This is a genomic window from Streptomyces sp. SUK 48 (genome assembly GCF_009650765.1).
GTDB lineage: Bacteria > Actinomycetota > Actinomycetes > Streptomycetales > Streptomycetaceae > Streptomyces.
On sequence record NZ_CP045740.1, the window covers coordinates 6,921,453 to 6,947,381 of the forward strand.

Annotated in this window: 20 protein-coding genes and 1 pseudogene; 3 read left to right on the forward strand and 18 right to left on the reverse strand. The window is 75.0% G+C overall.

The features are described from left to right. Nucleotides 1-4 precede the first annotated feature (4 nt). Nucleotides 5-1,618, forward strand: a complete 1,614-nt coding sequence (locus tag GHR20_RS30780; protein ID WP_153815002.1) for an amidohydrolase — start codon at nucleotides 5-7, stop codon at nucleotides 1,616-1,618. 591 nt (nucleotides 1,619-2,209) lie between these two features. Here GHR20_RS30780 and GHR20_RS30785 read toward each other — a convergent pair. Continuing rightward, nucleotides 2,210-2,830 (reverse strand): annotated as a pseudogene (locus tag GHR20_RS30785) (DedA family protein); the annotation flags it as partial. A 172-nt stretch (nucleotides 2,831-3,002) separates the two neighbouring features. Between GHR20_RS30785 and GHR20_RS30790 the strand changes: the two are divergent. Both GHR20_RS30790 and GHR20_RS30795 read left to right on the forward strand, forming a co-directional pair. Then, complete coding sequence (locus tag GHR20_RS30790; RefSeq protein WP_111585460.1) at nucleotides 3,003-3,575, forward strand: HD domain-containing protein; 573 nt, start codon at nucleotides 3,003-3,005, stop codon at nucleotides 3,573-3,575. 51 nt (nucleotides 3,576-3,626) lie between these two features. Further along, complete coding sequence (locus tag GHR20_RS30795; RefSeq protein WP_194859028.1) at nucleotides 3,627-4,871, forward strand: GAF domain-containing SpoIIE family protein phosphatase; 1,245 nt, start codon at nucleotides 3,627-3,629, stop codon at nucleotides 4,869-4,871. Nucleotides 4,872-4,902: 31 nt separating this feature from the next. Here the strand turns inward: GHR20_RS30795 and GHR20_RS37785 are convergent, their stop codons facing one another. The 17 genes from GHR20_RS37785 to GHR20_RS30875 all read right to left on the reverse strand — a co-directional run bounded on the left by GHR20_RS37785 (nucleotide 4,903) and on the right by GHR20_RS30875 (nucleotide 25,813). Next, a complete protein-coding gene (locus tag GHR20_RS37785) occupies nucleotides 4,903-5,736 on the reverse strand; it encodes a zinc ribbon domain-containing protein (protein WP_241670921.1) in 834 nt (277 codons plus the stop codon). Between the two features lie 760 nt (nucleotides 5,737-6,496). Then, nucleotides 6,497-7,060, reverse strand: coding sequence for a phage tail protein (locus GHR20_RS30805; RefSeq protein WP_153815005.1), 564 nt, complete (start codon nucleotides 7,058-7,060; stop codon nucleotides 6,497-6,499). Next, nucleotides 7,057-9,027, reverse strand: a complete 1,971-nt coding sequence (locus tag GHR20_RS30810) for a putative baseplate assembly protein (RefSeq protein WP_153815006.1) — start codon at nucleotides 9,025-9,027, stop codon at nucleotides 7,057-7,059. The genes GHR20_RS30805 and GHR20_RS30810 overlap by 4 nt, the downstream gene beginning before the upstream one ends. Beyond that, nucleotides 9,027-9,449, reverse strand: coding sequence for a GPW/gp25 family protein (locus GHR20_RS30815; protein ID WP_111585464.1), 423 nt, complete (start codon nucleotides 9,447-9,449; stop codon nucleotides 9,027-9,029). Before GHR20_RS30815 ends, GHR20_RS30810 begins: the two co-directional genes overlap by 1 nt. Next, on the reverse strand, nucleotides 9,449-9,766 hold the full coding sequence (locus tag GHR20_RS30820) for a PAAR domain-containing protein (RefSeq protein WP_111585465.1): 318 nt from the start codon (nucleotides 9,764-9,766) through the stop codon (nucleotides 9,449-9,451). The genes GHR20_RS30815 and GHR20_RS30820 overlap by 1 nt, the downstream gene beginning before the upstream one ends. A 38-nt stretch (nucleotides 9,767-9,804) precedes the next feature. Beyond that, complete coding sequence (locus GHR20_RS30825) at nucleotides 9,805-11,628, reverse strand: VgrG-related protein (protein ID WP_148026806.1); 1,824 nt, start codon at nucleotides 11,626-11,628, stop codon at nucleotides 9,805-9,807. Next, a complete protein-coding gene (locus tag GHR20_RS30830; protein ID WP_111585467.1) occupies nucleotides 11,625-12,347 on the reverse strand; it encodes a LysM peptidoglycan-binding domain-containing protein in 723 nt (240 codons plus the stop codon). The genes GHR20_RS30825 and GHR20_RS30830 overlap by 4 nt, the downstream gene beginning before the upstream one ends. 57 nt (nucleotides 12,348-12,404) lie before the next feature. Then, nucleotides 12,405-12,830 carry a phage tail protein gene (locus GHR20_RS30835; protein WP_037662782.1) on the reverse strand — a complete coding sequence of 142 codons (426 nt, stop codon included), beginning with the start codon at nucleotides 12,828-12,830 and terminating at the stop codon, nucleotides 12,405-12,407. A 25-nt stretch (nucleotides 12,831-12,855) separates the two neighbouring features. Continuing rightward, a complete protein-coding gene (locus GHR20_RS30840) occupies nucleotides 12,856-15,957 on the reverse strand; it encodes a hypothetical protein (protein ID WP_153815007.1) in 3,102 nt (1,033 codons plus the stop codon). A 139-nt stretch (nucleotides 15,958-16,096) separates the two neighbouring features. After that, nucleotides 16,097-16,255 (reverse strand): DUF6760 family protein, encoded by a 159-nt coding sequence (locus tag GHR20_RS36945; protein WP_164932503.1) that lies wholly within the window; start codon nucleotides 16,253-16,255, stop codon nucleotides 16,097-16,099. Continuing rightward, entirely contained in the window at nucleotides 16,252-16,749 is a 498-nt protein-coding gene (locus GHR20_RS30845) for a zinc-ribbon domain-containing protein (RefSeq protein WP_111585469.1), read from the reverse strand. Before GHR20_RS30845 ends, GHR20_RS36945 begins: the two co-directional genes overlap by 4 nt. After that, nucleotides 16,746-17,186, reverse strand: a complete 441-nt coding sequence (locus tag GHR20_RS30850; RefSeq protein WP_037662774.1) for a phage tail protein — start codon at nucleotides 17,184-17,186, stop codon at nucleotides 16,746-16,748. The genes GHR20_RS30845 and GHR20_RS30850 overlap by 4 nt, the downstream gene beginning before the upstream one ends. 45 nt (nucleotides 17,187-17,231) lie before the next feature. Then, complete coding sequence (locus tag GHR20_RS30855) at nucleotides 17,232-18,791, reverse strand: phage tail sheath family protein (protein WP_111585470.1); 1,560 nt, start codon at nucleotides 18,789-18,791, stop codon at nucleotides 17,232-17,234. A 208-nt stretch (nucleotides 18,792-18,999) separates the two neighbouring features. Further along, nucleotides 19,000-21,066 (reverse strand): ATP-binding protein, encoded by a 2,067-nt coding sequence (locus GHR20_RS30860; protein WP_153815008.1) that lies wholly within the window; start codon nucleotides 21,064-21,066, stop codon nucleotides 19,000-19,002. Beyond that, nucleotides 21,066-21,770 carry a DUF4255 domain-containing protein gene (locus tag GHR20_RS30865; RefSeq protein WP_153815009.1) on the reverse strand — a complete coding sequence of 235 codons (705 nt, stop codon included), beginning with the start codon at nucleotides 21,768-21,770 and terminating at the stop codon, nucleotides 21,066-21,068. The genes GHR20_RS30860 and GHR20_RS30865 overlap by 1 nt, the downstream gene beginning before the upstream one ends. Further along, the gene (locus tag GHR20_RS30870) at nucleotides 21,767-24,976 is read right to left on the reverse strand and encodes a hypothetical protein (RefSeq protein ID WP_243878168.1); all 3,210 of its coding nucleotides are present in this window, start codon (nucleotides 24,974-24,976) and stop codon (nucleotides 21,767-21,769) included. Before GHR20_RS30870 ends, GHR20_RS30865 begins: the two co-directional genes overlap by 4 nt. Before the next feature lie 165 nt (nucleotides 24,977-25,141). Further along, nucleotides 25,142-25,813 carry a LuxR C-terminal-related transcriptional regulator gene (locus tag GHR20_RS30875; protein WP_237520227.1) on the reverse strand — a complete coding sequence of 224 codons (672 nt, stop codon included), beginning with the start codon at nucleotides 25,811-25,813 and terminating at the stop codon, nucleotides 25,142-25,144. Between the last annotated feature and the right edge of the window lie 116 nt (nucleotides 25,814-25,929).

The window sequence follows — 25,929 nt, forward strand, 5'->3', positions numbered from 1 at the left end:
CCCCGTGCCCGCCGACCTCGTCCTGCTCTCCGCCCGGCTGCTCGACCCGGCCACCGGCGGCCTCCTGCCGCACACCGCGCTCGCCGCGCGGGACGGGCGCATCGTGCTGCTCGGCGACGACCGGGAGGCCCGCGCGCTCGCCGGGCCCCGCAGCACCGTGCTGGACCTGCGCGGCGCGGTGGTCGTACCGGGCCTGACCGACGGGCATCTGCACCCGGTCTCCGGGGCCGAGCGCACCATGGGCGTCGACCTCTCCGGCTGCCGCGACCTGGCCGCCGTACGCGAGGCGCTCGCCGGGGCCGCGCGGGAGCTGCCGCCGGGCGGCTGGCTGCGCGGCTGGGGCCTGGACCCCAACGCCTTCGGTACCGCCCCGGTCGGGCACGCGGCCCTCGCCCCCGTCCTCGACGGCGTACCCGCCCTCCTCGACCTGTTCGACGGCCACTCGCTGCTCGCCAGCGAACGCGCCCTGCACCTGGCGGGCATCGACGGGCCGCGCCCCTTCGCACAGGGCTCGGAGATCGTGTGCGACGCCGAGGGCCGGCCCACCGGACTGCTCCTGGAGGACGCCGCCTGCGAGCTGGCCGAATCCGCCGCGCCGAGGCCGACCGGGGCCCAGATCCGGGCGCGGACCGCCGAGGTGCTGGGCGCCATGGCCGCGGCCGGTCTCACCGGCGGCCACGCCATGGACGGCACCGGCCTCGACGTCTACTCCGCCCTGGAGGCCGAGGACGCGCTGCCCCTGCGGCTGCGGGTGCACCCCTGGTGCCGCCCGGAGGCCGACGACGACGCCGTCGCCGCACTGATCCGGCTCCAGGGCACCGGCGGCGCGCTGTGGCGGGTGGCGGGCGTGAAGCTGTTCATGGACGGCACCATCGACAACGGCACCGCCTGGCTGGAGGACCCCGACCGGCACGGCGAGTCCGCCCGCGCCTTCTGGCCCGAGCCGGAGCGCTACACCAAGGTGATCGCCGCCCTGCACCGCGCCGGGGTGCCCACGGCCACGCACGCCATCGGGGACGCGGCCGTACGGCATGTGCTGGACTCCGTGGAGCGGGCGGCGGCCGGGCACCCGGGCGGTGTCCGGCACCGCGTCGAGCACATCGAGACCGTGCCGGACGACACCGTACGGCGGTTCGCGCCGCTCGGGGTCGCCGCGTCCATGCAGCCCACGCACTGCTGCGAGTTCACCCGCGCCGACCACACCGACAACTGGTCGCGGCGGCTCGGCGAGGAGCGGGCGGCGCGCGCCTTCCGCTGCCGTGATCTGTGGGCGGCCGGGGCGAGGGTGGTGCTCGGCTCCGACTGGCCCATCGCGCCGTACCCGCCGCTCCAGGTCATGGCCGGGGCCCGGCACCGCCGCCCCGCCGACCTCTCCCTGCCGCCGCACGGCCCCGAGCAGGCCCTCACCGGGCTCCAGGCGCTGCGGGCGATGACCGTGAACGCCGCCTGGGCCGCGGGGGAGGAGGAGCAGGCGGGGCGGCTCGCCGCCGGGTACCGCGCCGACCTCACGGTGCTCGCGCAGGACCCGCTCGCGGTGGCCGACACCGAGCTCGCGCAGGTGCCGGTGGTGCTCACGGTGGTGGCGGGGCGGGTGAGGCATCGGGGGGCGGGGGTGTAGGAGGGCCCCGCCCGTAGGGGGAAGGAGGGCGGGCTGGAGGAGGGCGGGGGGCTGCGGGGGTGCCGAGCTTCGGGGGTTCCGGGGGGCTTCGGCGGCTTCGGGGTCGCCGGGATGCGCGGGGGCGTCGCCTCACCGGTCGGGCTGCTCCGGCCGGCCGCGTTGCTCCGGCTCGGCGGGTCGCTTCGGCAGGGTCTGCCGTTCCGACAGGTCCTGCCGCTCGGGCTCGTGGCGGTGTCCCGCTCCGGTGTGCCGCTCCGGTTCGGCGCGCTGCTCCGACGGGGCCTGCCGTCCGGGCTCGTGGCGGTGTCCCGCTCCGGTGTGCCGCTCCGGTTCGGCGTGCTGCTCCGACGGGGCCTGCCGTCCGGGCTCGTGGCGGTGTCCCGCCTCGGTGTGCCGCTCCGGTTCGGCGCGCTGCTCCGACGGGGCCTGCCGCTCGGGCTCGTGGCGGTGTCCCGCCTCGGTGTGCCGCTCCGGTTCGGCGCGCTGCTCCGACGGGGCCTGCCGTCCGGGCTCGTGGCGGTGTCCCGCTCCGGTGTGCCGCTCCGGCTCGGCTCCCTGCTCCGGCAGGGCCCGCCGTCCGGGCTCGGCGCGTCGTTCCCGCCGTGTCCTGTGGGCCTCGACCAGCAGCGGCAGCATGGACAGGACGATCACCACCGCGACCAGCAGCAACAGGTAGTCGTCCACCTTCGGGACGGAGGCCCCGAGGGTGAAGCCCGCCAGGACCAGGGCCTGCGACCAGAGCACGCCGCCCACGGTCTGCCAGAGGGTGAACGGCCGGGCGGGCACCCCGAGCGCCCCCGCCACCGGATGCAGCACCGTGCGCAGCAGCGGCACGAACCGCCCGATCACCAGCGCCTTCCCGTAGCCGTACCGGGCCAGCAGGCCCTCGGCGCGGGCCGCCGCGCCCTTCACCCGGCGGCTGGAGGTGCGCGCGAGCAGCGCCCGGCCGCCGTGCCGCCCGATCAGATAACCGACCTGGCCCCCCGCCACCGCGCCGATCGCCGCGCACAGCAGCACCTGCCACAGCTGGAGCCGCGGCGGCTGCCCGGCGGTGCCCGCGCACAGCACACCGGCCGGGAACAGCAACGTGTCCCCGGGCAGGAAGAAGCCGAAGACCAGCAGCCCCGACTCCGCGAAGATCACCACCAGCACCCCGAGCGCGCCGAAGGCGGCCAGCACCGAGGCGCTGTCCAACGGGTCGACGGCGATCACCGGCCGTGCCTCCTGGCCTCCTCGCAGGGCTCCACGCTCACCAGCATCCTGCGTGGCGAAGACATGTGCGCGCGTGGACGATGCGTGCGAACGCACCGGCCGGGGCGGACCGACATCCCCCGGCCACCCGTCGTACACCCCGCCGTACACCCCACCGAGGCAGCGTGTCCCCATGACGCACCGCCCGATCTCCTCCGTCGACGCGCTCATGGGCCTGCTGGCGGGGTGCGCCGGCGTCTGGGACACCCCGGACCGCTCAGGCGACCCGGTGGACATCCTCGACCACGGCCTCCAGGTCGCCGCCCTGCTGGCGGTGAGCCGCCCCGGCGACGAGGAGGCGCAGGCGGCCGGACTCGTGCACGACATCGGCCACCACCTGGCGCCCGGCGACGAGGCCGGACACGGCAGCCATGCCGCGACCGCCGTCGAGGGCCTGCTCGGACCCCGCGTCGCCCGCCTGGTCGCCCTGCACATTCCGGCCAAGCGCTACCTCGCCGCCACCGACCCGTGCCTCGCGCTGTCCCCGGAGAGCGCCCGCACCCTCGGCTGCCAGGGCGGCCCCATGACCCCGGCGGAGGCGGCCGCCTTCGAGGCCGGTCCGGACGCCGCGGCGGCCGTCGCGCTGCGCCGTGCCGACGACGCCGGAAAGGTCGTCGGCCTGCGGGTACGGGCCCTGGAGAGCTGGCGCCCGGTCCTGGAGCGGGTCGCCGCCCGGCAGGCCGGGGCGGGGCCCGCCGGATGCTGAGGTGCTCATGGTGGGACGGTGGGGGCGTCCCCCTTTAAGGTGAGTCCTGTGGTGGATTGGTTTCAGCCGTTTCGCCAGTCGACGGTCGACGCCGTCGGACCCGGCCCCGGCACACCCGCCCCGGCAGCCCCCGTGCCCGCGGGCCCGGCCGAGCTGCGCGCGGTGGCGGCCACGATCGGCACGACCCTCGACGAGGACACGACCTGCGCGGAGCTGACCCGCGCCGCCGTCGCCCAGGTGGGCGGCGCCGCGGCCGTGCTGCGCTGGGGCCGCGAGGCGGGCGTCGGCTACGAGGCGGTCGGCGGGAGCCCGGCCGCCCTGCCCGAGGCCCGGCGGGTCGCCGCGGCCGCCCGGGTCGCCGCCGACCCGGACGAGGACCTGACCGTCGCCGCCGTACCCGGCGACGAGCGCACCGCGCTCTGCGTGCCGCTGGCCACCGGCGGCCGCCCCTACGGTGTGCTGGTCTGCGCCCGCGACGGCGCGTCCTACGCGGCGCCCGAGGCGGAGTTCCTGCGCTTCCTCACCGAGCGCGCCGCCTCCCACATCCGGCACGCCCGCGAGCACGACGCGGTCAGCGGCATCATCGGCAAGCTCCAGCGGGCCCTGCTGGCCGAGCCCGGCCGTCCGCACCCCAACCTGGACGTCGCCATCCGCTATCTGCCCGTCGGGCACAGCGCGCTGGTCGGCGGGGACTGGTGCGAGACCGTACGCCTGCACTTCGGCCGCACCCTGCTGGTCGTCGGCGACGTCATGGGCCACGGACTGGAAGCCGCCGTGGACATGACCGCCTACCGTTCCTCGCTGCGCTACATCGCCTCCGCCGACCTGCCCCCGCACCGGGTGCTGCGCCAGCTGGACGACATGGCCTCGGGCGAAGCCGAACGCAGGCCCGCCACCTGCCTGCTCGCACAGATCGACCCCAACCGGGGCCTGGTGACGCTGGCCAGCGCCGGGCACCTGCCGCCGTTCGTGATCGACGCGGCCGGGCGGGCCGCCCCGCTGCCGGTGCCGGTCGGACCGCCGCTCGGCACCGGGCTCGGCGGCTATGAGCCGGCCACCTTCCGGATGGTGCCCGGGCAGACCCTGATCCTGTTCACCGACGGGCTGGTCGAGCGGCGCGGCGAGGACATCGACCGCTCCCTGGCCCGGCTCGGCGCCATCGACTTCGGGATCTCGCCGGGTCTCGACGGCATCCTCGACACCGTTGTCACCCGGCTCGACGCCCGAAACACCGAGGACGACGTCGCCGCTCTGGCCGCCCGGCTGCGACCGCGGTCGGGACCGCAGCCAGGCTGAGACCCCGGACTCCGCCACCCTTGGGCGGAGTTCAGGTCCGCTGGAAGAACTCCACCTCGGCGAGGGCGACTTGGCGGCCCGCCGTCAGTCCGGTGACCGAGTGCAGCACCAGGCGCACCCGCACCACGTCGCTGATCGCGGTCTGCACCGGCTGATGGCCCGCCTTGTCGTCGAGCGAGATGGACTTGTGGTGGACCGTGCCGTCCGAGGACGTCACCTCCATGTCCATTTCGAGGGCGCGGGCCTCGGTCGCGTACTGTTCCGGCTCGTCCGAGGCGCCGTTGGTGATGATGACATCCACCATCCGGAACGGCTTGCCGAAGGTGTACGTCACCGAGGCACCCGGCCCCGGCGCGCCCCAATAGCGGTTGCTCAGGCCGTCCTTGGTGTTCGACGCCGGATGCCCGGGCACGGCCCCGCTCGCGGTGACCCCGGTCGGGGTGACGGGCTTGGTGCCGCCGAGCTTGTCCCGGGTGTCCTCGAACAGGGCGCGCCCGGCGGGCAGCAGCAGGAAGCCGCCCACGCACAGCGCGATCACCACCAGCAGGATCACCAGCACCCGCACCCAGCGCCCGGACCCGGCCCGCACCCGGCGCCGGAACGGCCATATCGTCCGCCACCACGGCAGCGGCGCGGCGGCCGCCTGCGGGTTCAGCGGGGTGGCACAGCGGCGGCAGAACTTGCGCCCCGGCGGATTCGGCGTCCCGCACGCGGGGCACGGCGGTCCGACCACCTCCTCCTGCCGCGCCACCGGCCGCACGACGGGCCGCTGCGCGACCGCCTTCCCGGGCAGCACGGGCGCGGGCCCCCGGGCCTCCGTCCCGGCCGGCTCGGGCGCGCGGGGCGCCCGAGGGGCCGGGGACACGGGGGGAGTGCGGGGCGGGGGTGAGGCGGGGCGTGGGGGAGTGGGCGGTGGTGAGGGAGAGGCCGACGGCGCGGGCGAGGTACGTGATTCCGAAGAGGTCGGCGGGGTCGGTGGCGTCGGCGGTGCTGATGGTGCCGGTGGTGTCGATGGTGCTGGCGGAGCCGACGGTGCCGAAGAGGCAGCGGAGGCCGATGACGCCGAAGAGTCAGGAGAGGCCGATGACGCCGAAGAGTCGGGAGAGTCGGGAGAGACAGCAGCGGCAGGAGGGGCCGAAGGCGCGGGGGGCGTGCGCGGCAAAGTGGGTGCCGCGGGTGCCGCCTGCTCCGGAGGCGTACGGGGTGCCGGAGGCGCCGCGGGCGTGCTGCGCGCGGAGGAAGCGCCGGGCGCGGTGGACTCGCCGGACGCCGTGGGGGCCGTACGCGGTACCGGCGGAGCCTGGACGGGCCGGGCGTCGGTGCCGGTACGCGCCGTACGGCGTTCCTCCGCGCGCCGGGCCGGACGCGACTCGTCCGTCCGGGGCCGGGGGTCGGCGGCCGGAACCGGACTCCCCCCGGACGCGCGGTCGTTCCCGCGCGAGCCGGACTCCCCGGCCGAGGGGCCCGGACTCCCCTCGTCCGCAGGGGCGTCGTCCGCCACCGGCGTTCGCGGGCTCGCCGCCGCGGGCCGTTCCGAGGACCACCCCAGATACGCACCGCAGTTGCCGCAGAAGTCGTCGTCGGGGCCGTTGGACGCCCCGCACGCGGGACAGGCGCGCATGGCGTCACCTCCCTTCGTCGGCGGGCGGTCCGGACAGGATCTCGACCCGGCAGGGGACATGGACGGGACAGTGGGCGCGGACCATCTCGCGGGCCCGGTCGGCGTCGACCACCGGCTCCCGGCCCGGCCACACCCGGACCACCACCTCGCCGGACGGCGCCGGCGGCAGCGGGGTGTCCGCGGTCCGGGACCAGGCCGCGCCGCCGTCGCCGAGGACCTCCGCCTCCACCCCGAGCGTGAGCCGCAGCCGCTCCACCAGACCGCGCCGGGTGCCGCGCCAGCGGTGCAGCTCGACCGCCCGTACCACCGCCTCCCGGCGCAGCCCCTCCGGCCGGTCCGGGTCGTCGGCGGCGCCCACCCACGAGGCCAGCCAGGCCACGAAGTCGGCCGGGGCGACCCGGGGGTCGAGGTAGGCGGACAGATTGTCGAGGGTGGAGAACACGGGGGCGAGGACGGTGTCCAGGCCCGCCGTGAACCGCTGCGCGAAGTCGTCCTCGGCGTACAGCGCGGGCAGCAGCCCGCCGATCGGATGCCGGCTCGGCAGACCGGGAACGGCGGCACGGCTCATGGACGGATCTCCGGTTCGATCGGCTGCACGACGACCTGGTGCTGGTAGGAGAAGACCAGGGCGCCCGGACCGACGTCGATGCGGTCCACCGGCGCGCCGCGCCGCCCGGTGATCGGGTCGGCGGCGAACAGCCGGATCTCCTCCACCAGCGCGTTGCCGGTGGCCCGTTGGAGCACGCCGAACACCTCGCCGTACTGCACCGGACGGCCGAACGGCCACCCGGTGCCGTCCGGGCCGCCGCGCAGCGGGTTGAGGTAGCGGAACAGGGCGGCGAGCGCCGCGTCCCGCACCCGGTCGGTGTCGGCGGGCGCGGTCGCGAGCCGGGCGACCACGGTGACGCCCTGGTAGACCGGCGGCTCGACCACCAGCCGGGTGCCGATCAGGCGCCGTTCGTCCAGGCTCTCGGTGATCGCGGTCAGCACCTGGTCCGAGGGGATGAGCTGCTCGAAGCGGAGCCGGTCGTCGCCCTCGTCGGCGACCGCGTCCGGCACCACGAGCACCCGGACCGCACCCGCCCCGGCCCCGGCGTCCGTGACGGGCAGGCAGCGCACCCGGCGCACCGAGGGTGCCGCCTGCCGGGCGATGATCTCGTGGTCCTCGGCGGTGACCGCCCGCTCCTGCATGCGCAGCGCGTCCGGGGCGCGCAGCCGGGCGTTGGCGAGGGTCTCCCCGTCCACGCCGCCGCGCGCCGCCTCCCGGTTGACGACCCGCGCGATGTACGGCACCGAGCTGCGCAGCACCGAGATCGCACCCCGGGCCACATTGCCGGCCGGGCCGCCGCCGGTGCGGTAGCGGGACACCCGGATGTGGGCGCCCTTCTCCGGCACCGCGCCGCACAGCCGCAGCGTGCCGTCCGGTTCGCGCAGCGCCGGCGGGAAGCCGAACTCGCCGGTGGTGGCGTCCACCCGGACATGCCGGTCGCCGGGGCCCGAGCGGCCGAAGTGCTCGACCACCTCCCAGCGCTGCCAGCCGTCCGCCGAGGACACCTCGACCACCGGCGGACCGCCGTCCAGCAGCACGGGCGGGCGGCCGAGCCGGAACGCCTGGCCCGCGACCCCCTCCGAGGTGCCGAGCGGGACGTCCGTGACGGTCTCGGCGTGCTCGACCGGGGTGGTGCCGCCGACCGTGAACACCGACGCCTCGCGCACCGTCGGGGACTCCGAGTAGAACGGCTGGCCCGGCTCCGCGTCGGTGACCCGGCAGCGCAGCCAGCCCGCCCGGGTGCCGCCGATCACGGACGCGGTGTGCTCGCCGGGCACGTACACGATCACCTCGCCGGGCCGGTTGAGCCCGCCGGTGGTGTCCGAGCCGGTCTCGCACAGCCGCCAGCGGCCGCCGTCCCACGCCTCCCACACCAGCGGCGGCTGGCGCGGGTCCACGCCGACGCCCTCCACCCGGCTGTCCAGCCGCACCGCCACGATGCACCGGGGCACCGCCGTGGGCAGCCCGAACAGCAGCGCGTCGCCCGGCTGCGGGGCCGCCTGGAAACAGCGCACGTCCTGGCCCTCGGCGAGCTCCCGGGTCCGGTCGGTCTGCTCACCGCCCCGGGGCGCCGCCACCAGCCGGGTCAACTCGCTCGGCACGATACGGAGTTCGTCCTTGGTGGCGAACACCACCGGCTCCTCGGTCTCGCCGTCCGCGGTGGTCACCTCGGTGCCCGCGGGCAGCGTCACCGCGTCCTGCTGCGGCGCCGACAGCCAGAAGTCGACCTCGGCCCCGGCCGCCGCCGGCGGGAACAGCCGGATGCCCAACAGGTCCAGGAACGCCGTGTAGTTCTTGTCCGGTACCCGGTTCAGCCGGTACAGCAGCTGGTCCACGATGTACGCGAACGTCTCGATCAGGGTGACGCCCGGGTCGGAGACGTTGTGATCGGTCCACTCCGGGGCGCGCTGCTGCACATAGCGCTTCGCCTCGTCGACGAGCTGCTGGAAGCGCCGGTCGTCCAGATTGGGGGAGGGCAGGGCCATCAGTCCGCGACCGCTTCCTCGGTCCCCTCCTCGGAGGGGATCGTGTAGAAGGGAAACACCAGGTTGCGCCGGTCGTTGGTGGAACGGATCGTGTAGCGCACATCGATGTAGAGGGTGCCGTCGTCGACGGCGTCGAAGGCGACGACCACCTCGTCGACGCCGATCCGCGGCTCCCAGCGTTCCAGTGCCTCGCGCACCTGCTGGGCGATCCGGCCCGCGGTGGCGCCGTCGCCGGGCGCGAAGACGTAGTCGTGGATGCCGCAGCCGAACTCGGGCCGCATCGGCCGCTCACCGGGCGCGGTGCCGAGGACCAGCCGGATGGCCTCCTCGATCTCCCGCTCCCGCTCCACCAGCGCGATACCGCCGGTCGGGCCGACCCGCAGCGGGAACGCCCAGCCCCGGCCGATGAACCGCTCGCTCATCACAGGCCCCCGATCTGCACGTTCAGCGCGCCGAGCAGGATGTTGGCGCCGCACGTGGACTTGTCGCCCGCCCGCGCGGCCGGCAGCCCCCCGATCAGGACCAGGCCCGAGGTCAGCGAGGCCGGGTTGGGCATGATCACGTTGCCGGGGCCGAGGGCCGCGTGCGGGGGGACGGGGCAGGTGTGCAGGCTGCCCACCACGGCGGCGGGTTTGCCGCCGATCAGCACCCGCGCCACCGTCGCGGCGGCGCCGGGCGGCGGGGTGGCGACCACCCCGCCGTGGCTGGTGGAATCGCCGGTACGGGCTGCGCCGGGCATGTGGAGCTCCTCCTGGGAAGTGTCGTGGGGCTGGCGGTTCAGTTGATGCGGACGAGGTCGGCCCTCAGCACCCCCAGCAGACCGCCGTCGAGCGTGAGATCGGTCTGCCCGGAGACGGTCGCCGAACGGCCGGACATCTTCACCGAGTTGGTGCCGTCGATGTCCACGGAGGCGCCCTTCACACTGACCTTGCCGGTGCCCGCGTCCAGGGTGATGCCGTGCTCGTCCAGCCGCACCGAGGTCAGCGCCCGCCGCCCGCCGGCCGCGTACACGGTCAGCGTGATCCGGTCGTTGCGGTCGTCGAGCATCACCTCCATGCGCTCGTCCCCGGTGCGCAGCCGTACCCCGGAGGGACCCGACCGCGGGTCCAGCAGCTCCACCCGGTGCCCCGAACGGGACACGACGGAACGGCGGTTCACCTTGCCGCTGGTGCCGTCGATCAACGGGACGTCGTGCCGGGAGGGGGTGTCCACGCCGTTGTACAGGCCGCCGATGACGTACGGGCTGTCCAGCAGGCCCTGTTCGAAGCCGACCAGCACCTCGTCGTTGACCTCGGGGCTGACCACCCCGCCGCCGCCCTTGCCGCCCCACTGCACCGTGCGCACCCAGTCGGACACATAGGTGTCGTCCAGCCAGGGGAACTTGAGCCGCACCCCGCCGCTCTGCGCGCCGCCCGGCTCCCGTACGTCCGTCACCACGCCGATCGCGAGGCCGGGGATGCGCGGGCCCCGGCCGGGCGCGTTGGCGCCGGTCGCCAGGCCCGCGAGGGACCGGTCCGGGCTGGCGCTGACCCACACCGTGGTCCGGTAGCCGCCGTGCGGATCCAGGCTGTGGTGCACGGCGGTCGCCGTGTACCGGCCCGAGAACGCGGGCCCCACATTGCCGAGCGCCACCGGCACCCCGGCCCGCAGTCGCGGACTGCCCTCCACCACCACTTCCAACTCACCGAAGGCGGAGGCCACTTGGGCGGAGATCGCCGTCGCGGCCGCCGTCGTCTCGGCCTGCGTACGGTACGGGGTGTCGGTCACCGTCAGCTTGGCGCTCGCCCCGAACGCGGACGCCAGCGACGGGGACAGCCCCGGCTGCACCGTCCTGCTGGTCACCGACGGCTGCCGGGCCACCAGCGGCGTCTTCGTGGTGACGTCCCAGCCGCGCACCTCCACCTGCGACGCGCCGTCCGCGCCCGACAGCGCGGCCCGCAGCGCCAGCAGATTGCGCCCGTACTCCAGCACCATCGGGCTCTGCGTGGCCGGGGTCGACGGCGCGGGCGCCCCCGACGCCGGATCGGGCCGGGTGAACTGGAGCACCCCCTTGTCGTCGACCCGCACCTGCGCACCGCTCTCGCCCGCCAGGTACTGGAGAAAGTCCCAGTCGGAGACGTTGGCCTGCGACAACTGCTTGTAGGTGACCGGCGCGGCCTCCACCTTCCCCACGGGCAGACCCGCGCCCGCGGCCACCTTGCGCACGATGGCGGCGGCCGTCATGTTCCGGTACGCCACCACCTTCCGGCCGCGCTGCAACCGGTGCGCCTTGGAGTAGGCACGCACCACCGTGAACGACCCGGTGCCGTCCCGGTCGATCTCCACCGCCGTGACCTCGCCGCTGAACAACTGCTCGCGGGCCTGCCCGGAGACCGTCACCACCGACACCTTCAGCGGGGTGCCGAGCGTGATGCCGGTCGACTTCAGGAACTCGTTGTCGGGGTCGCGATAGGTGAGCACCGCCGTGTCCGGCAGCCCCACGTTCTCGTCCACCGCACAACTCACCAGCTGCGCCGCCCAGATCTGCGGCAGCTCACCGGGCGCCTCCACGACGGGGTCCGCCGCGAACGACCGGCCGCCCCGCGCCTCGGGTGTCGTCACCGCTCCTCCTCACCGCCCGCGTCCCCGAGCGCCGGCACCACCAGTTCGGTGCCGGGCGGCAGGTCCATCGGGTCGTCGATCCCGTTCGCCTCGGCGATCACCCGCCAGGCCGTCGCGTCGCCGTACTCCCGCCAGGCCAGCAGCGCCAGGCTGTCCCCGGCGACGATCGTGTGCGTGCTGCGGGCGGTGCGCGCGCCCGAGGTGGGGTTCTGCCCCGCCGGGTCGACGCTCGCCTCCTCCACCGAGAGCGAACAGGTCGCCCGCAGCGGCTTGCCGTCCACGTCGAACAGCGTGTACGTCACCGAGAGCCCCGACATCACCCCGTCGAACGAGGTGGTGCGGGCGGTGCCCCACTCGAACCGCACCCAGGGGCTCGCCGGTTTCTTGCGGGCGAGGCTCGCCGGTGTCGGCACGCACGCCTTCATCAGCTTCTCGACCGCCTGCTCGACCGAATCGTCGTGCGTCGACGTCGCGTCGAGGAAGACATCGAGGCTCAGCTCCCGCGGCCCGCTGCCCACGAACTCCGGCAGCGCCGACTGCCCCGCCATCCGGGAGGGGGTGCGCCGCCAGGTGGTGGACTTGCGCAGCTGAAGGCTGGACGGGTTGAACTGGAGATTGAGCTGCGCGATGGTCCCGCCGGGCTTCGCGCCGACCGCCGAGGGGGGTTCCTTCAGGGTCAGCTGGGCCCGGGCACGGCTGGTGCGGGCGGCGGAGGACATACCGGGAACTCCTTTCGTACGGATCGAGGTGACAGGGCGGGTACCGGGGCGGGCGGATCAGGAGGGACGCAGGCCCTCGTGGGCGATCTCCAGCGTCTCCAGCGCCGCCTGCGAGTTGGCCGGGTCGAACGACGGGCCCTCCCAGCGCACCGGCACGATGCCGAGCACCTGCCAGCTGATGATCCGCGACAGATCCGGTTTCAGCGCCACGATCTCCCCGTCCTTGGGCTCCACGCGGCGCAGCGTCTGGTCGAGCCAGCGGCTGATCTTCATCGTGTCGGCGGTGACCGGCCTGGTCAGCGTGATGTTGGACCAGGTGACCCGGCCCGGCAGCTGCCAGGTGAAACCGTTGTTGCCGCCCTCCGCGTAGCTCTCCATCTCCACCTGCGCGCCCATGCCGGAGCACGTGTGGAAGGCACCCAGATCATTGCCGCCGATCTGGAGCCGGAAGAACACGCTCGTCGCGAAGATGTTGTCCGTCATCCGTGGGCCATCCGTTCCATGTCCGCTAGCGCCGTCCGTCGTAGGGGCGTCCGGCGCGTTCCCGTCCCCGCCGCATGTCGGCCCGCAGCAGCCGGGCCAACGGGTCCAGCAGTCGCCGCGCCAGATCCTCGACGTCGACACCCGGGTCCTGCGGCGCGGCCTCCTTCTTGTCGGCCGTCGTGCCAGACGCCGGGAAGGACGCCGGGGCGGAGGCCGACCGCGGACGGTTGTGCGCGGACCCGCCGGAAGCCGCCGCCTTCGCGTCCCGCTGGACGACGCCGACCTGAACGCCGCCCGGAACCACGGGAGCCGGCTCCGCCGGCCGGGCCATGCGCACCACGGGTACGGGCAGGGCGCCCGGCGGTGTGAGCGAGGCCGGGGAGGGAGACGCCTGGAGCGGGGGAGCCTGCGCCTCGGTCAGGGGCAGGGCGGCACCGGCACCCGCCCGCTGGACGGGGGTGGTGTCCGGGCGTACGACGGGAAGGCCGGCGCGAGTCGAGACGGCCCTCTGGAGGGGGGGAGCCCCGGGGGCGGCCGGTCGGGCCGTTTCCGGAGCCGTCTCCGCAGCGGGCTCACGGCGCCAGGAGGCCGCCACGACCGGGGGCTTGGCGGGAGCGGCGGGACCGTCGGCGTGCGGCGGGCGCGGTGTGCCCTCCGGCGTACGGGTGCTGAGGGTGAGGGGGCGGGCGGAGAGGAGCGAGCGGGCGGTGGTGCTCATGGTCCGCCGGGGCCCGGCGAGGGCACGGGCCACGACGACCGGGCTCGCGGCGTGCGTGCGCCGTCCGGGTGTGGCGGGGCCGGGTGTGGCGGGGCCGGTGGACGCCGCGCGCTGTACGACGCCGGGCGCGCCCGTGGCCGGGGGCGCCGGCGGTGCCACGGCACGGGTCACCAGGGGAGTGGCCGGGGCGGGCCCCTCGGCGGCCGCCGAAGTGGACGCGGTCGCGGGAGAGTTGGCGACCGCACCGGGTCCCTCGGTGGCTGCCGTCCCCAGGAGGGGCGCCATGGAAGCCCGCAGCGCCTCCTGCCTCGCCGCCACGCGCTGGACGTAGGGCTGGGCGGGACGGCCACCGGCACCGACCGGCCCGCTCGGGGTGGCGGTCGGCGGCAGCGAGGAGAGGGGCGCGCCCAGACCGCCACGGGCACGTGCGCCGGACGGGCCGGTCCGCTCGGCACGGCGCGTGGGCGCGGGCCCCTCGGCGGCCGGTCCGGCGCCGGACCGTGCCGTCGGGGCGGCCGTGGTCTCGGGACGCGCCGTCGGGGACGCCGGGGTACCGGGTCGCGTCGTCGGGGATGCCGGGGTGGCCGTGGAGCTGGACGGCGCGGAAGCGTCCGTCTGGCGTTGCACGACGGGCAGCACCGGCCCGGACGCCGGATCGGCGGCGGTGGCCGGCCGGGCAGTCGCAGCGGGACGGTCCTTCTCGGCGGAGCCGGAAGCATCCGTCCGACGCTGCACCGCCGACAGAAGCGGCTTGGCGGGCACCTCGGTGCCGGGAGTCTCCGCCGGTCGCTGTACGACGGGCAGCACCGGGTCCGCCGTAGCGGGGAGTTCGCTCCCGGCCGGAGCCGGAGCGTCCTCCCGGCGCTGCACTCCGGGGAGCAGCGGCTTGGCCGTCGGCCGGGCGGCACCGGAGGCGTCCGCCTCGCGCTGTACGGCGGACGGCTCCGGCCCGGACCCCGGCCGGGCGTCGGCCGCGGCGGCATCCGAGGCGTCCGTCAGGCGCTGTACGACGGGCAGCGCGGGCCCTGCCGGGGGTGCGGCGTCGGCCGGGCGGGAAGCCCCGGGAGCACCGGTGGCCCCCGGAACGGGCGGGGCCGTTCGCGCGTTCCCGGCGGAACCGGGAGCGTCCACCAGACGCTGAACGTCGGGCAGCAGCGGCCGCGAGGGCGCCGGAGCGTCGGCCGTGACGGCGCGCGGGGGCTTGGCCGCCTCGGTGACCGCGGGCTCGTTCCCGGGGGAGGCGGGACCCTCCGCCTGTCGCTGTACGACCGGGAGCACCGGGTCGGCCGACGGCCGGGCCTCGGCGGCGCGGGGCGTCCCGGGGCCCTGGGCGGCAGCGGCGTCCTCGTGGTGCCGCGCCTCGGGCAGCAGTGGCCTGGACGCCGCCGGAGCGCCGGCCGGACCGGATTCGGAGCCGTCCGCCCGGCGCTGTACGACAGGGGTCCCGGCTTTGGCGTCCGTCCGCCCGTCGGCCGCGACCGCACGCGGCGCCGTCGCGGCTTCCCCGGCCCCGCTCTCGGGGGCGTCCGCCCGGCGCTGCACAACCGGCAGCACCGGACCACTTGCCGACCGCGCATCGGCCGTACCGGTCGCGGACGGCCCATCGACGGCCAACGGGCTCGCGGTGGAGGGGAGTTCCGCCATCGGCTCACCCAACGAGGCCCGCACAGCGCCCCGTCCGGGCGCGGCGGCGCGCTGAACGGCACCGGCACGGGTACCCGCGTCGGCGGCACCGGCACGCGCATCGACACCGGCGGCCGGCACCGGTCGTACCGCGGCGACCCGCCGCAGCGGCCCGGGCGCCACCCGGCGCGCCACGGTCAACGAGGGGCCCAGCGGTCGCGGTCGTACGGCTCCCGCACTGCCCCCCGGCTCAACTCCCGCACCCCTGGGCGCGGTTCCGGCAGCCGGAGCATTCGGCACCACGGCGACCCGCCGTACCACCGGAAGCTCCGGTCCGGTCGCCCGACCGGCATCGCCGGCCGCGGCGCGCTGCGCACCCGGCGAGGACGCGGGGGACTGCGGGCGCGCCGGCCCGGTTGGCCGCCGTACCGCTCCGGCGCCCCGCCCGTCCGCCCGCACCACCCGCTGGACCTGCGCCAACGCGGAACCGGCAGCCTCGCCGTCCCCCGCTTCCTCACCGCCGGACTCCGGCAGCGAGCGCAGCAGCAGCGGCCCGCCGGTGCCGTACTCCGAGCGCTGGACGGGAGGGCGCGCCACGCCGTGCACCAGGCCCATCGGGGCCGAGGGCAGCAGCCCATGGCCGAGGCCCGAGTCGAAGACGGGGTTCTGCCAGGAGGTCAGACCGTCGCGGAAGGCGAGACCGTCGCTGACGCCGAGCGGCGCGCGCGCCACGGTCAGCGCGGGCGCCGCGACCCGGCGCCAGCCGCCGTCCCAGTCTCCGGGCATGGACGAAGCGGCCCGCGTCGGCTGGGAGCCGGACGGGCCGGGAGCCGACGGAGCGGGCGCGGACGGACCCGACGGGGCCGCCGACGCGTCGTCGGCGGCCCGGTCCCGTCGGCGGCGGACATCCCACCAGACCATGACCTCAACCACCCTCGTTCATACGGGCGTTGATACGAGCGATCTCGCCCACCCACTGGCGGCGCTCCGCATGGGTGAGATCGAGGATCTCCTCACGCTGCCAGTGGAAGTGATAGGCGATGTACGCGACTTCCTCCCGGAGCCGGGGAAGCGCGTACGTCACGATTCCCCCAGGCGCCCACCCGAGAGGTCGACCTCGAAGCCGCCCTCGCAGTGCGGACAGGTCACCGCCGCGCGGGTGTGACCCTCGCTGTTGACCCGGCGGTAGAAGTCCTGGAGGAAGGCGACATCGGTGGCGTACATCCGCTCCACGACGCCCGCGTGCACATCGGTGATGGTGCCGAGCCGGGTGATCACCTGGCTCAGCAGCACCACACTGAGGTACGCGGGGTTCTCCTTGACCCGCAGATCGATCTGCGGGCGCAGCTCGTCGCGGGCCGTGGCGAGCCGCATGGAGCCGCTGCGGTGCAGCGTGCCCGACTCGTCCACGTACCCGCGCGGCAGCTCGAACTCGAACTCGGTGCGCAGCCCGTGGTCACGCGTGGCCGCGGGCCCGGACGGTGGCGCCGGGGCCTGCGGCTGCTCGGGGGCCGGGGCGGGCGCCGTCGCGTCGAGGATCTCCTCCAGGCTGCCCGCCGTCACCGTACGGCGCCTCATTCGACGACGATCTCCTCGAACACGATGGTGACCGTCTCGGTCGCCGCCGCGGACTCACCCGCCTTGAGCGAGGGACCCTCCCAGCGGGAGGCCCAGCCCTGCATCAGCTGGATCCGGCGCACCGTCTCGCCCTTGGAGTCCTTGATCTCGATGGTCAGGTTCTGCCGGGCGGTGTCGACGGCACCGTTGTTCAGGGTCTCCTTGATCCACTTCGTGAACTCGCTGGACTTGTCGAGTCCCCGGGTGATCGTGATCTCACCCGCCTGCCGGGCACCCGGCTGCTTGCGGATGATCTGCTTGCCCTCCGAGGTGACCTGTCGTACCTCGACGACCTCTTCCTCGACGGTCAGGCCGCTGATCTCCTGGATGGACTCCACCATGTAGCCGCCGAGCTGCACGCCGAACACATGGGTGGAAAGAGCATCGCCCTCTGCCATGACTGTTTCGTCACCTTTCCTTGACCGACCCGCGGGTCAGTGGTCTCACTCGTCGATGAGGCTGGTGCTGTCCGAGAACTGGGCCAGCCGGAAGACCACGAACTCGGCGGGCTTGACCGGCGCGACACCGATCTCACACACGACCCGGCCCTGGTCGATGGACTCCTGCGGGTTGTTGCCGCGGTCGCACTTGACGTAGAACGCCTCCTCGGCGGTGCGCCCGAACAGCGCGCCCCGCCGCCATTCCTCGGTGAGGAACGCGGTGACGTTGCGCCGGATGCTGGACCACAGCCGGTCGTCGTTCGGCTCGAAGACCACCCACTGGGTGCCCAGCAGGATGGACTCCTCGAGGTAGTTGAAGAGCCGACGCACGTTCAGGTAGCGCCAGGCCGGGTCGGACGACAGGGTGCGGGCACCCCAGATCCGGATGCCGCGGCCGGGGAAGGCCCGTACGCAGTTCACGCCGATCGGGTTCAGCAGGTCCTGCTCGCCCTTGCTCAGGCGCAGTTCCAGGTCGACCGCGCCGCGGATCACCTCGTTGGCGGGCGCCTTGTGCACGCCGCGCTCGGCGTCGCTGCGCGCCCACACGCCCGCGATGTGACCGCTCGGCGGGACCGTGGTGTTGCGGCCGGCCGCCGGGTCGAAGACCCGCACCCAGGGGTAGTAGAGGGTGGCGTACCGGGAGTCGTAGCCGGCCTCGTCGTTGCGCCAGGTGCGCACCTGCTGGGCGTTGAGGCCCGGCGGGGTGTCCAGGACGGCGACCCGGTCGCCCATCTGCTCGCAGTGCGAGATCACCGCGAGCTGGACCGTGCGCACGCCCTCGGCATCGATGTCACCGCGCTGGTAGGCACCCATCAGGTCCGGGACGGCCACCATGGTGATCTCGTCGATCGCCTCGAGACCGCCGAAGCCGGTACGGGCGGCGGAGTCGCCGACGTACTCGGCCGGGTCGAGCCGGGACACCTCACCGGAGGACGCGGGGATCGCGGGGGCGCCCGGCGCGTCGGGCAGGGCCACCGTCTGGGCGGCGGGACGCGCCTGGGCGGCGTCGCGCTGCTCGGTGACCTCGATCAGCTTGGAGGCGCGGACCTGGTTGACCACATAGCCCTTGACGTTCTTGCGGGTGGAGACGTCGTAGTTCTCCACCACCTGCTCGCCGCGGCGCACCAGCAGCCGGAAGCGGTCCTCGGGGCCCTCGCCCTCCGGGTCGGCGATCTCCACCGACACCCCGGTGACGCCGGGCTTGGCCGCGACGAGGAACCCACCGAGGGCCACCGGCTCGGGCGCCTGCGCCTGGCGGGGCACCGACGCGGAGCCCGCCGGCGCGGCGGAGTCGTCGCCGGAGCCGCCGATCCGGACCACATAGGCCGCGCCGCCGCCGTTGGCGAAGTAGCCGTACACGGCGTGCGCGAGATAGGTGCCCTCGGTGAAACCGCCGAACTGCTGGGTGTACTGGTCCCAGTTGGTCACCAGGGTGGGCTCGTGGAAGGGTCCGGTCTGGGCGAAGCCGACGAACGCGGCGACGGCGGTGCCGACCCCTTCGATCGGTCGGGCACCGGACTGCACCTCCTCCACGTACACGCCCGGGGTGAGGTACGTCGGCATACTCGCTCCTTCGTGTGCCAAGGGTGTCACCTGCGTCGACGTCGAGTCTCCGAGGCCGGTGCGGCATGGCGACAGGGGCGCGCGGACCTGGGCGAGGGCAAGCCCGCTGCCTTTCCGGGCGCCCGCGCCCGGCGCCGCCTTCCCTTTCGGGCAACCCACCCCTTCGGTAAGCCCTAGGAACGGTAAAAAGTGCTGGACAGCGGCCGGTTCAGGAGTCCGCCAGCATGTCCCGCGTCCACGTCCCGAACTCGCTCTCCAGGACCAGCCGGCCGAGCTTGCGGTACTCCTGGGCGACCGCCGTCATCAACTGCCGCATGCTCAGCGGAAGTCCGGCCTCGGCCGCCAGATACGCGGCCGTCACCGCGCACGCCCGGATGGAGCCGCCGGCCAGTTCGAAGCGGTCCGCGCAGAAGCCGAGATCGAGATCGGCGGCGCGCGGCAGCCGCCCGCCCAGGCACCGCTCCCACAGCGCGAGCCGCTGACCGGCGTCCGGCACCGGGAAGTCGGCGATCACATCGAGCCGCCGGGTGAACGCCTCGTCCAGGTTGGCCCGCAGATTGGTGGTCAGTACGGCGATGCCGTCGAAGGACTCCATGCGCTGCAGCAGATACGCCGACTCGATGTTGGCGTTCCGGTCGTGCGCGTCCTTGACCTGCGAGCGCTTGCCGAAGATCGCGTCGGCCTCGTCGAACAGCAGCACCGCGTTGACCGCGGACGCCTCGGTGAAGATCCGCTCCAGGTTCTTCTCGGTCTCGCCGATGTACTTGTCGACCACCGTGGACAGGTCCACCACGTACAGGTCCATGCCCAGGTCGGCCGCGACCACCTCGGCGGACATCGTCTTGCCGGTGCCGGACTCCCCGGCGAACAGCGCGATCACGCCCCGCCCCCGGCCGCCGCCCGGCCGCATCCGCCACTGCCCGAGCACCTGCTCGCGATGCCGGGCGCGCACCGCCAGCTCCCGCAGCCTGCGGTGGGTCGGCGCGGGCAGCACCAGGTCGTCCCAGCCGACGGCGGGTTCCACCCGGCGGGCCAGCCGCGCGAGCCCCGCGCCGTTCTGCGCCCGTACGGCGGCCCGCAGATCGTCGGCCCGCACCGGGCGGCCGTCCAGCGCGGCCGTGCGCACCGCGGCACCCGCGGCCCGGCGCAGCTGCCCGCCGTCCAGCCGGTGCGCGGCGACCGCCGAGGCGAGCGTCTCCGCCTCGGCCGGGTCGACGCCGTCGGAGCCGGCCCGTTCGAGCGCGTGCCGCCAGCGGGTGGCCTGGCGGTCGGGGGAGGGCGGGGACACCGGGAGGACCACCGGGGTGTCGGCGGCCCAGGCCGGGTCCCAGCCGTCCTTGCCGTACAGGAACAGCGGGAGTCCGCGCAGCGCGGCGCACAGGTCCCTGGTGACCTGGTCGCGTCGGACGGGCTCCGGGGGCAGCGCCTCCAGCGGGCCGAGGACGACGCCCGCGCCGGACAGCCGGGCCTCCAGGGCCGCCACCCGGGCGAGCTCGGGCACCTCGTCGCAGCGCCGGGCGAGCGCCGCCGCGTCGAGCACCAGCGGGCGCAGCCCGGCCGCGCGCAGGGCCGCCACGGCGAGGCCGGGGGCGTCGCCGCCGCGGTCCAGCAACTGCACCAGGCCGGGACCCGAGCGCGCCGTGGCGGACGCCCGGGCCACGTCGGCGGCCTCGGCCGTCGGGTCGGCGTCGGCCTCGCCGAGCAGCCCGGCCAGCCGCGCGTCCGGCTCGGTGCCGCCCAGCAGCCGCGCGCTCACCCGGTCCGGGACCGCCAGCACGCGCGACAGCGGCGGCCGTTCGGACTCGGTGAGCTCGATCAGACCGCCCGCGATCAGCGGTGCCCCGGGGGAGAGCCGGAACCGGGCCGCGGACGCCGCGGGCAGTCCGCACAGCTCCAGGGCGAGGGCGACGGTCGGCCGGCGGCGGGTCAGATCGTCGTTGAGATAGCCGTAGAGCCGCTCGAACCGTGGATCAAGATCCGGCGCCAGGGCGACCAGCAGCAGATCCGTGTCCAGCGCGGAGAGCCCGAACCGCTCGGCCAGCAGGCCGAGTCCGGACGCCGGGGGCACCGGCGGCGGCTCCTGGCCGGGCAGCCCGAGGCCACCCGGCTCCGCCAGGATGCGCTCCACCGCCTGCGGGGTCAGATACTGGCCCCGGTACGGGTCGTCGGGATCCGGGTCGACGGCGCGCCGCGCGGCCACCGCGTGGCGCACCCGCTCCTCGATCAGCCGCAGCCGCGCCCACAGGACGTCCACCTCGGCCTCGGTCGCGTACATCAGGGCTGCCGCCTCCCTCGGCGCCGCCGGGCCGGAACCGCGGGCCGCTCGCGGGGGCCGGCGAAGCCCTCCGCACCGGGGTCGCCCACCTCCTCGTACCGCAGCCGTCGTCCCGGCGCGGGTTCATCGTCGGGACCGAGCCCGCCCGTGCGGACCAGCAGGCCCTCGGTCACCGGCGGCGCGGCCGGGCGGGCCGCGGCGGCGAGCGGTGCGCGCACCCGGACCCCGAGCGACGGCTTCAGCTCGCCGTCCAGCGCCGACCACACATCGGACGCGGACGGCCCGTCGGCCCCGCCGCCGGCGGTGTCCAGGGAGACCGTCAGGCCGAGCTCGGCGAGCGAGCCGGTGAGCAGCTCCGCCGGCAGCGCGTCCGTGCTCACCAGCGTGCCCAGCACCTGCGAGAGCAGCCGGTGTTCGTCCTGCGGACGGCTCGCCCACGCCGTGACCAGATACGTCAGGTCGAACCAGCGGGGCGGGGTGCGCCGCGCCACCACATATCCCTCGGCGTCGTGCACCTCACCGGCGCCGGCGCCGCGCCGGGTGGCGTCCTCCTGGATGTGGTAGAGGAAGACGCATACCGTGGGCGCGTTGCGGCGGGCCGCCCAGTCGCGGGTCGGGGCGTCGAAGACCACCTCGACCCCGGACGCCTCCAGACCGGACCCGGCGAGCAGCCCGCGCAGCGCCTCGTCGACCTCGTGGATCATCGGCGGGTCACCTCGTCCGGCGGCTGCACACTGCCCAGCACCACCAGGAAGTCCGTCTTCACCGGGGAGAAGCCGGGCCCGCGCGCGGTGATGGTGCGCGGTCCCGTCTGGTCCTTGGTGAGGATCAGCAACTGGCCGATGAAGGTGCCGTCCGGCTTGGGCACGGTCGGCGCGGCGGCCGCCGTGATCCCCGGCTTCCAGGCGAAGCGCACCGGCACGCCCGGCGGGAAGTCCTTGCCGCGCACCGAGGTGACGAAGCCGGGCTTGCCGATCGGCGGCACCGCGATGATCTTCGGCTGGAGAATCCGCAGCCTCGTACTGGCCTTGTTGTCCCGGGGATCGGCGTCCGTGCCGGTGGTGGTCAGCACGCCGGTGGCCCGGCCGGTCAGCGCGTGGTCGGGGGCGAGCACGGCGCGTACGACCGTGCTGGAGCCCGGCGCCAGATCCGGCAGGGCGCACAGCCAGGAGCTGTCGCAGCCCGGCGGCGGACCGCCGTTCGGGATGTCGGCGGGCAGCGAGATCCGCAGCCGCAGCCCGGTGGCCAGCGCGTTGCGGCCGTTGCGCACGGTGTACGTCACCACGACCCGGCCGCCGACATAGCCCGGGTTGGGCTGGGCGGTCACGGTGACCCCCGGCCCCGCCTTGGGCGCGGGCGGCGCGGGCGGCGGCGGCTTCGGGGTGGGCGTGGGCGTGGGGGTCGGGGTGGGCGTCGGGGGCGGGGTCGGCGGCGCGGGCGGCCGCACCGGCACCACGGTCCGGGCGGAGTTGTCCCCCGGCTGCGGATCGACCACGCTGCCGGTGACCGACCAGTCGATCGGCTGGTCACCGGTCACGTTCCCGGTGACGGTCACGGTGACCGGGACCGTCGTGCCGGGTGGCACCACCCCGAGGTCGCACTGGAGCGTCGCCGCGTCACAGGTGCCGCCCGGATAGGTGACCTTGGTGACGGTCACCCCGGCCGGCGGGGCCATGGTCAGCCGGGTGCCGGGCGAGGCGGCCGGGCCGTTGTTGACGACGTCCACCCGCAGATGCGTGGACTTGCCGACGGTCACCGGCGGTGCCGTACCTGGGGCGTGCACCGCCAGGTCCACCGACTGCTCGACGCTGGGTTCCTTCTGCCGTCCCGGCAACTCGGTGGTGAGCGGGGTGACCTGGCCGGTCGAGACGGTCAGCACATAGAGATTCTCGGGGCAGTTGACCGGTGCGTCGTCGCGCGCGCTGAACACGATCTGCGAGCCGTCCGCCGTCCAGGCCGCGTCGCGCGGCTGGTGCGGGCCGGTGACCGTGGTGTCGGGCAGCTGCTGACGGCAGGCGTCCGCGCTGCCCCGCGCGGCGGCGGGCAGCAGCACCTGGCAGCTGTCGCCGGACACGGAGGTCAGCACCAGGCCATTGCGCTCGTCGACGAGGCCGCCGCCGTTCTTGCGGTTGAAGGCGATCGAGCGGCCGTCGGGGGAGAAGGCGGGGCTGTCGTCGATGACCGAGCAGTCGCCGGGGCAGTTCGCCGCGCTGAGGTCCTTCTGCCGGTTCAGGTCGTCGACCGGCACGGTCCAGATGTGCTTGTTGCCGCCCTTGCCGTCGATCACCGCGTTGCGGGTGAAGGCGAGCTGGGTGCCGTCCGGGGACCAGGTGGGCTGGGCGTCGCTGCCGTTCTGCTGCCCGGCCGGCGGGACCACCTCGTGCACGATCGCGCCCGTGCCGGCGTCGGCGATCAGAATCCGGCCGGGACCGGACGCGGAGCCGACCCCGCCCGGCGACGTCCGGGTGAAGGCCAGGTACTTGCCGTCCGGGGAGAACGTCGGGTCGGTGTCCCAGTCCTGCGGCCCCCGGCCCGCCAGCGGCATCGCCTTCTGGTCGAGACCGTCGGCGTCCGTCGTCCAGATCCGCTCGATCCGTCCCTGGCCGCTCGGCGCGTCCTCGAAGCGGGTGACCACGATCCTGCGGCCGTCCGGCGTGTAGTTCTGCCGCTCGGTCCACGGGTCGTACCCGGCGGCGGGCTGGAACAACGGGTCCTTCGCCGGATCGGTGTTGGTGTCGGCCGCGGGGTCCTCCTGGAGCACGGGCACCCCGAGATCACGCGGATCGGAGCCGTCCATCCGCACGTCCTGCAAGGTCGCCACCCGCTGGCCGGGCGTCGCGTCCTGGCCCTTCACCGCCGGCGCGGGCTCCGAGAGCCGGTCCACCACCGGGTAGCCGCCGTCCTGCGGTCCGACCCAGGTCACCGAGGAGACATCGCGGTTCTCGCTGAGCACCAGATCCGGGTCCGGGTGCTGGGCGGGGTCCTGCGGGGCCCGCCACACATGGTTCCAGTCGCCCTCGCAGGAACAGGTGTGGTTGGTGCTGAGGAACAGCACGCCGTTCCCGTCGGGCAGCCAGGCTGCCCCATGGGTCGCCCACTGCGCCGCCGTGCCCGCCAGCAGCGGCTGGTCGCCGTCCGGGCGGCCGAGCTCCCGCAGCCGGGGACCGGTCTTGGAGTCGGCGGTGTACGTGTACGCGAGCAGGTTGCGGTGCGCGTCGTCGTTCACCGGGTTGAACACCGGCTCGGTCGCCGTGCCGCCGAGCGTCCCGGTGAGCGCCGTCGCGGTGCCCCCGGCCAGCGGGCGCGCGTAGATCCGCGCCCCGGCCGCGTCCGGGGCCGCGCTGTAGGCCAGCCGCTGCCCGTCCGCCGACACCGTCGGGCTCTGCTCGTCGTACGGCGTGTCGGTCAGCCGGGTCAGACCGGTGCCGTCGGTGCGCACCAGCCACAGATCGCGCTGCTTCCTGCCGTCCGGGCCGCCCGGCTCCGCCGAGTCGAACACCACCGAGCCGCCGTCCGGGGTCAGCCGGGGATGCGCCGCGTCCCGGCCGCTGGTCAGCTTGCGCACCGAGCCGTCCGCCGCCCGCAGGTAGATCTGCGGACGCTTGTCGTCCCGGCGGCTCGCGAACACCACCGTGTCGCCGAGCGCCGTCGCCTGCACGTCGTAGTGCACCGGGCCGGCACCGAACAGCGGATCGCTGCTCTCGGTGCTCGCGACCCGGCCGAGGCCACGATGGCCGGTGCCCGCGAACGTCACCCGCGCGGGCGCGGTCGAGGCGGCCGTCGGCCGGATGGGGTCGGCGCCGCTCGGTCCCGAGGCCGCGGTCACCGCGAACAACGGGACCAGCAGCAGCAACGAGGCGCCGAATCTCCCCAGCCGGCGCTGCCCGCCGGGGCCAGCGGTGCCGTTCACGGTCCACCTCGCAGTCTCGGTACACATGGGTGCGCCCCGCCACTGTGCGCCCCGGGCGCGCCCGGCGGCAGGGCGGCGGGGCCCCTCCCGGGGGAAGGCCCTCTTGCGCTTTCGGGCAGCCCCCGGGTGCCCGGAGCACCGTCGGCCCGGTCCGTCAGGTCGCCGTCAGATCAGTCCGTTGCGCAGCGCGTACCCCACCGCGTGCGCCCGGTTGCGCAGTTGGAGCCGCGTGGTCACCTCGTGCAGCACGTTCTTGACGGTCCGTTCGGAGTACGACGTCTTCTCCGCGATCTCCGAGGTGTCCAGCCCCTCCGCCACCAGCCGCAGCATGTCCGCCTCGCGCGCGGTCAGCGTGGACAGCGACAGGCCGCGCGGATCGAGCGCCGAGCGCTGGAGGCTGCCGACATGACTGAGCAGCTTGCCCAGCAGATCGCCGGGCAGCACGCCCTCGCCCTTGGCCAGCGCCAGCACCAGGTGCAGCAGCCGGTCCTGGTCCGCCTCGGAGCGGCGCAGCACCGCGCCCACCCCGCTCTCGATCACCCGTTGCAGCGCCGCCGATTCGAAGGTGCCCACCACCAGCCCGGTGCGGGTGGCGGTGTTGCGCTGGAGCCGTTGCAGCAGGGCCGTCACCTCGTCGTCCACCGTGTCGACGACCACGAGCGAGATCTGCGCCCCGTCCGCGTCGCTGTCGGACACCAACTCCAGTTCCGGTCGCTGGCGAAGCTGTTGGACGATGCCGATGTGCAGGACGAGATCCTGGGCGTAGACGGCCACGGTCACCCGGTCCGGGCGGCCGACGGAGGCGGGCGGGGACCCGCCGGGCATCTGGACGATCATGAAGATACTTTCTTTCGCAAGGCCGGACATGGTGGCGTTCTTCAGGACGCGACCCGGGCGGCGGCGGTGGCGTCCGGGGCGGTGGGATGGAGCACACGGATGCTTCGGCGCGTCAG